The sequence below is a fragment of the Candidatus Frankia alpina genome (assembly GCF_902806485.1).
GTDB lineage: Bacteria > Actinomycetota > Actinomycetes > Frankiales > Frankiaceae > Frankia > Frankia alpina.
Genome location: NZ_CADCWT010000307.1, coordinates 1 through 4916 on the forward strand (window position 1 = coordinate 1; position 4916 = coordinate 4916).

General features: G+C 70.3%; 4 protein-coding genes and 1 pseudogene. 1 reads left to right on the forward strand and 4 read right to left on the reverse strand.

Annotated elements, in window-relative coordinates:
- The 3 genes from G6R25_RS21455 to G6R25_RS21465 form a co-directional block, all read right to left on the reverse strand.
- On the reverse strand, positions 1-473 hold a 473-nt coding region (locus G6R25_RS21455; RefSeq protein WP_163554349.1), incomplete at its 3' end, for a hotdog family protein.
- A 119-nt stretch (positions 474-592) separates the two neighbouring features.
- Positions 593-1051 (reverse strand): hypothetical protein, encoded by a 459-nt coding sequence (locus G6R25_RS21460; protein ID WP_235949376.1) that lies wholly within the window; start codon positions 1049-1051, stop codon positions 593-595.
- A gap of 641 nt (positions 1052-1692) precedes the next feature.
- Positions 1693-2454: a 3-hydroxyacyl-CoA dehydrogenase gene (locus G6R25_RS21465; protein ID WP_163554350.1), complete on the reverse strand. Its 762-nt coding sequence runs from the start codon at positions 2452-2454 to the stop codon at positions 1693-1695.
- Positions 2455-2957: 503 nt separating this feature from the next.
- On the opposite strand from G6R25_RS21465, the pseudogene G6R25_RS21470 reads away from it, so the two are divergent.
- Positions 2958-3638: pseudogene (locus G6R25_RS21470) on the forward strand (aldo/keto reductase); the annotation flags it as partial.
- A gap of 198 nt (positions 3639-3836) precedes the next feature.
- On the opposite strand, the gene G6R25_RS28210 reads toward G6R25_RS21470, so the two are convergent.
- Positions 3837-4436, reverse strand: coding sequence for a nuclear transport factor 2 family protein (locus tag G6R25_RS28210; protein WP_235949377.1), 600 nt, complete (start codon positions 4434-4436; stop codon positions 3837-3839).
- Between the last annotated feature and the right edge of the window lie 480 nt (positions 4437-4916).

Below are 4916 nucleotides of genomic sequence, written 5' to 3' on the forward strand. Positions count from 1 at the left end.
AGCTCCGGGCCGACCGGTGTGATCTTGCGATAGTTGACGTGGAGGTAGGCGGTGCGGGAGGTGCCCCGCCCGCCGAGGTTCGCCAGCCGGCCCAGCACGTCGTCGAAGAACAACGGGATGCTGCCGCCGTGCGCCGCGCTGTTGCCGCCCAGGTAGTAGCGCCCGAACGTCACGCGGCCCCGCACGTGGTCGGTACTGCTGTCGTCGACGTGGATCACCGGCGCCAGGGCCTGGGTGTGCCCGGGAACCGAGGTCAGGTAGCCGGCGAGCTGCTCACTCTCGCCCACCGTGAACGGGGCGAGCAGCCGGGTCGCCTCCTCCAGCGCCTCCCGGGCCTTGCGGGCCACCTCCTCGGGCGGGTGGGCGCCGGTGATCGTGTCCTGCGCTGCGCGCAGTGCCTCGATCAGGCCGACGAACTCGAGGTGTTCCTCGGCCAGCCTCTCGGCGCTGCCGAAATCTCTCCCGTCTGCCACCGTGCCCCTCCGTTCCCAGGCCGCGCGCCCGGCGTCGTGGTCTCCCACTCCACCTTTGCCTGCTCGGACGCCCGGATGCCCGCACTCGGGGCGAGATGTCCGGCACAGCACAGCGGCGGTCAGGTCTGGCCGGTCATGCCGGTTCGTGGCCCGGGCGGCCCGGCAGGGTGGTCGGCGAGGTGCTCGGCGGCGTACTGCTCGGCCCAGCTCGCCCACTCGGCGAGAGCCTCGAACAGGCGGATGCCGGCCTCCGCGGCGATCCGCAGCGACCGGGTCTGCTCGCTCGTGCCGAACTCGCCGCGGTCCTTGGCCCCGGCGTACGTGCGCATCGCAGCGGCCGTGCCGCTGTAGTACTGTCGTTCGCGCTCCAGATGGGCGGCGAGGTCCGCCGGCTTCATCAGCCAGAAGAAGACCGACCGCAGCAGCGGTTCCATCCGCAGCGTGTGGTCGACCTCGTCGTCGGTGAGCCAGCGGCGCACCTCGGTCAGCCCCGCGTCGGTGATGCGGTAGGCCTTGCGCTGGCCCGGAACGGGCCCGTTCCATGGTGACGTAACGTCGGAGTGCGGCTCGCGTCGCACACAACCGGTCGCCGTGTCGGGCCGCGGGTGCGTCGACGCCGGGCCGAACGGGACCGCATTGTCTGGCTGGCCCGGTTCTACGTGCGGCGCGCCTTCCGGCTGCTGCTGGCGTTCGGCGTCTTCGTCTGGTCGGCGTGGGCCTCGCCGCCTGGGGTGGTCGTGTGTCCCTCGACCGGTGCCGGGACGCCCCGCCGGCGGTCGTGCTCGGCAACGCGCCGCTGGCCTGGTTCGGCCGGATCTCCTAGGGGTTCGTGGTTCGGTGTGCCCACTCGCCCCCCTACCCTTCGCATCTTTCTGTGATCAATCACGTACGGAATCGTGCCGAGGCGTAGCTACGGTTCTGGGCCGAAAAACCGTGACCAAACCTCGGCACCATCTGACCGTAATCTGGCAGCAAACCAGGCGGACAGGCGGGCGGCAGTGGCCGTGCGGCGCCGAAGGGATCAGTGGACGACTACCCAGGGCAACGAGGATGAGTCGGACTTATGCGTCTGGCGCTGACACAGGCAGAGGCAGAGGCGCCAGATCCGTTCCCGCTGGGACGGTGTTCCCGGCGGCCGGCGGATCTCGGCCGGATCGCCCCCCCGGGGCGGTCGCATGTGCGCGGCCGCGCCGGGGGTCGCTCGGCGGGGGCTGGCAATCTACTTGGGCGCCATCCGGATCGCGCCGTCGAGGCGGATCGTCTCGCCGTTGAGCATCGGGTTGGCGATGATCTGGGTGGCGAGCAGGCCGTACTCGTCGGGGGAGCCCAGCCGGGAGGGGTGCGGCACCTGCTGGCCGAGGGAGATGCGGGCGGCCTCCGGCAGGGAGGCGAGCAGCGGGGTGTCGAACAGGCCGGGGGCGATGGTGACCACGCGGATCTTCAGGTTGGCCAGGTCACGGGCGATCGGCAGGGTCATGCCGACGATGCCGCCCTTGGAGGCGGAGTAGGCGGCCTGGCCGATCTGGCCCTCGAACGCCGCCACCGACGCGGTGTTGATGATGACGCCGCGTTCGCCCTCGGTCTCCTCGGCCTTGCTGATCCGCTCCGCCGCGAGCCGGATGACGTTGAACGAGCCGATCAGGTTCACCCGGATGACCCGCTCGAAGATCTCCAGCGGGAACGGCCCCTCCTTGCCCAGGGTCTTGGCGGCGTTGCCGATGCCCGCGCAGTTGACGGCGATCCGCAGCGGGCCGAGCTCGGCGGCCGCGTCCAGCGCGGCGGTGACGTCCGCGGGGGAGGTGACGTCGCCCGGGCTGAAGCGCACGGCGTTGCCGAACTTCTCCGCGACCGCGGCGCCGTTGGAGCTCGGGAGGTCGAGCAGGACGACGCTCGCGCCGGCGTCGACGAGCCGGGTGGCGGTGGCGAGGCCGAGGCCGGACGCCCCGCCGGTCACCACTGCGACTGAATCCGCGATCTGCACGTGAGTTCCTCTCGGAAGAACGGTGGCCCGGGGGCCGGCCTGGCTGCGCAACGGGACGGTCCGACCACCACAAAGTACAGATAGTAAACTATGTAACCTTGGCTTGCGCCTCGGTGGAGGCCGGTTCCGCCCTGAAGCCTGCGGTGTAATAGCTAACTTAGTGTTCTAATGGCGGTGTGCATCCTGTGGCCTCAGGAACCCCGCTCCTTGCCGCGCAGGCCGGCCCGACGGCGCCGCTGAGGGCAACCGCACCGGGACCCCGCGCAGGCCGCGCGAGCTGGCGAACGATCCATCGGCCACCTGATCCACGGTCCCACATCGGACCGGTCGGTGCCGCTTTCGGAGGACGATCCCGCGGCATTTGGGACCGATCCCTCCTACCTCCTACCTCCTACCTGCCACCTGCGCGGATCGCCTGGTAGGCGCAGCGTGAGCCCGACCGACCGTTTCTGGCGTGCGAGGTCCCGCCGACAGCCCACCAGCGAGAGGCAAGTGGTCGAGACATGGCACACCGCACCCTCGACGACACCACGACCGGCACGTTCCGCCTGGCCGGCCACACCGTGCGCCGCCTTGGCTTCGGCGCGATGCGGATCTCCGGCGCGCGCAACACCGAGGGGGTCCGCGACCGCGCGGAGGCCGTCGCGCTCACCCGCCGGGTGTACGAGCGCGGCGTCAACCTGATCGACACCGCCAACATCTACGGCTACGGCGAATCCGAGGAGATCATCGCCGAGGCACTGCACCCGTATCCCGACGACCTGCTCATCACGACGAAGGCGGGCTTCCGGCCCGGGAAGGTCGCTGCGGGGGCGACCAGCCTGCCGCCGCTGGGCCGCCCCGAGCACATCCGGGCCGAGTGCGAGACGAGCCTGCGCCGGCTGCGGGTCGAGGCCATCGATCTCTACCAGGTGCACGTCCCCGACCCACAGGTGCCCTACGAGGACACCGTGGGGGCGTTCGTCGATCTCCAGCGCGAGGGCAAGGTCCGCCACATCGGCGTGTCGAACGTGACGCCCGCGCAGCTCGCCCTGGCCCGTTCGCTCGCCGACGTGGTCAGCGTGCAAAACCGCTACAACGCCGGGGACCGGGCGGCGGAGGCGGTGCTGGCCGTCTGCGAGCGCGACGGGCTCGGGTTCCTGCCGTGGGCGCCGGTGCTGGTCGGCGAGCGTCTCGGCGCGGTGCTCGACACCATCGCCGCCGCGCACGACGCGAACGCGGCGCAGGTCGCGCTCGCCTGGTGTCGGCGGCCCCGCGGGCGGTCGGGGCCGGTGAGTCTCCCGGCGGCGAACCTGCCCAAGGCCGTTGCCGGCGGCGCCGCGTGTGGCGGCGCCGCCGGTCCGATCCGCCCAGGACGCCCGCGGCGGCCGACGGTGCGGTTCCTACTGGTGGGCGCGCGGGTTGGGCGCGAGCTGCCCGCGGGCGAGCTGCCCGAGGAAATCGGTGTCGTCGTAGAAGTGCTGAGTTTCGGTGAGGTGGAGGTCGTCGGTCACGTGGGCCACCGTCACGCCGTACATCTCAATACGCTCGCCGGTCGGCTCGACTCCCTTGTAGGGGCCGCTGAAGGTACCCCAGTGCCGCCACTTGAAAGCGATCACGGGCGGCGGCGAGTAGACCTCCAGGACCTCCCAGAAGAAACCGCCGGGGAATGCCTCGTGGAACACGTCGTGCGACGACTCGAAGGACTCGTCGTTGGCCGAGTAGTACGGGTTCTCCCCGATCAGGACGTTGTAGCTGCCCCGCTCGGCCAGCTCGGCGGCGCCTACCCGCGGGCCGCCATTGACGCTGACCTTGACTTTGTCGGCGACCATGCTTACCCATTCGGAGGGGTTCTTCTTGTGTGACAGCTCCATCTCGAAGACCTGCACGACCCGCTCCACGATGTCCGCGAGCGAACCGGGCTCGTGATGCACGGAGCGTTCCTCCGGCATGTTCTGGTGGGACAGGTGATAATCCGGTGGCTCTCCATCACGCCATGTCATGCCCTGCGATGCTGCGATCACTGCATCTCGACCCTGAACGTGCAGCGGCTGAGCTGCCGCGGCGTTGTTGGTCACGCCGTCGTCCTCCGATTGTCGGAAACCGCGAAATATGGGATCCGTGGCCGTGCGGACGTCTCGTGGGCCACCCTGAGGAGTCAATACGGCCGGAAATTGCCCCCCGGCCCGAGCGTCGATGACTGATCGACATGAACATCCTACATTTTGTGGCCGACGCCCGGCGATAGGGGCGAAAGTCCGGCCGGGATAGCTGCCTGTGGTAATCGACGGACGGGCTAGCATCCCCTGCTCCGCGGTACGGCTCGCTGCGGTCCGGCCGGAATCCCGGCGTATTCCCTGCTCAGGCGGCTAGGCCGGCACCCGTGGCTGGCGCGCAGGCCGCGCCGGCGGCGTCCGGGGCGTGCCGATGCACAATCTGATGGACACCGCGCGTGTCGAGGGTCGCCCGCGATGGCACTTTCG